Annotated in this window: 1 protein-coding gene and 1 pseudogene; one reads left to right on the top strand and one right to left on the bottom strand. The window is 67.2% G+C overall.

The features are described 5' to 3' along the window. Nucleotides 1-59: 59 nt before the first annotated feature. The gene (locus P1P70_RS44335) at nt 60-368 is read right to left on the bottom strand and encodes a hypothetical protein (protein WP_033525053.1); all 309 of its coding nucleotides are present in this window, start codon (nt 366-368) and stop codon (nt 60-62) included. A gap of 608 nt (nt 369-976) precedes the next feature. On the opposite strand from P1P70_RS44335, the pseudogene P1P70_RS44330 reads away from it, so the two are divergent. Continuing rightward, nucleotides 977-1,639, top strand: a pseudogene (locus P1P70_RS44330) (hypothetical protein); the annotation flags it as partial.

The raw sequence follows: 1,639 nt of genomic DNA, 5'->3' as shown, positions 1-1,639 counted from the left end.
GTGGGAGGGGAACCGGGCGAGGCCGGTGGTCCGGCCGGGGCGGGTGCCGGCGGCCGCGGCTACACGGCCATGCCGTACACGATGGTGAAGAGCGTGCCCAGTGAGCCGATGATGAAGACGCCGGTGAGGCCGGCGATGATGAGGCCCTTGCCCTGTTCGGCGCTGAAGGTGTCGCGGAGGGCGGTCGCGCCGATGCGCTGTTTGGCCGCGCCCCAGATCGCGATGCCGAGGCAGAGGAGGATGGCGACCGCCATCACGACCTCGATCATCACGCGTGCCTCGTTGCCCAGGTCGCCGAAAGGCCCCCAGTCCGGGGCGATTCCGCCGATGATGGTGGTGATGTCGCCCTTGTCGGCCGCAACGAACATGTAAGTCACCGCCCCTAGTGGGTAGTTCTGTTGTCTCTGTGTGGTGTGCGGCACGTGCGCCGCCTCGGCGTCCGCTCCGCACGCCTCCGCGCGGGTGCGCAGAGGTCGGGCCCATTCTCGCCGACAATGACGCTGTCGTATGTCGACTTGGCGTCATTGATTGGCGGGTTTCGTACGGATCCCTTGCCTCCGGCCCGTGCGGGACCCTAACGGGGGCGCGGAACGGTAAACGAAGGGTCGTATCGTCACTCTGTGTATCACGGCAGGTCACGCCGGGCAATGAGGATCAAGCGGAACCTGTGGTGTGGTTCCGTCGTTATCCCTCTTCTGTGGCCTCAGAGGGCTGGGTCTGTCCCGCTTCTGACGGGATGTCGACCCTGGCTCGCCCCTGTTCTCCGTGGGTTCGAGTGTGCCTGATGTGGGCGTAAGGGTCGTGTGTGGGGCCCGGGTGGCCCCGAGGGGCGGGCTTTGGCCAGAAGTGTGTGGGATCGCGATCGCAATTTTGGTACAAATGATCGAGTGGTGCCCCTGTGTGTTCTGGCGTCAGGCGTGAGAGCGGGGCGCCCAGTTGAGGGAACGAATCTGCGAGGGCGTCCACGGGGGTAGGCGTGAGCGAGGACAGGCCCGTTGTCTCGGCCGAGATACCGGAGTTCACGGGAAACCTGGAGCAACTGGAGACGGACGCCGGGGACATCGCGTTCGACGGGACGGCGGTCGGTGCGGCGGGTCTGCTGATCGACGCCAACTTCAATCTGCTGGAACCTTTCTACAAGGCTCCCGAGGCCGACCAGCTCTTCGCGACGACCGCGCCGGTCGCGGCGGCCGGCCACGACCTGCAGACCGAGCTGGGCACGGTCTCCAAGGCGCTGCTCGACTACGCGGCCGAGGTCCGGCCCCTGGTCGACCGGCTCAACTCGCTGCGCGCGGAGGCGGCGGCGTTCGAACGGCGCGTGGCGGACGACGAGGACTGGGTCGCGGACGGCGACCTCATCGACGAGAACACGGCCCGCCGCAACGCGGTCAACGCGGCCTGGTCCGCCTTCCAGGCCGCCGAGCGGACCTGTTACAACAAGATCGTCGCGCTGGTCGGCGGGGAGCCGCTCGTCGTCGGCGACGGTTCGAACAAAGAGACCATGTACGGCTACCGGGGCGAGGACCTGAACAACGCCGGTGGTCTGCCGTGGGGTGACCCGGTCGAGGAGTCCAACCCCTGGTACTACATCCACGAGCACGCCTGGGACTTCACCGTCGGCTTCGTCGTCGACGGCGTG

Origin of the sequence: Streptomyces sp. MB09-02B (genome assembly GCF_033794485.1) — a bacterium.
GTDB lineage: Bacteria > Actinomycetota > Actinomycetes > Streptomycetales > Streptomycetaceae > Streptomyces.
This window is presented reverse-complemented; position numbering and strand designations above follow the sequence as displayed.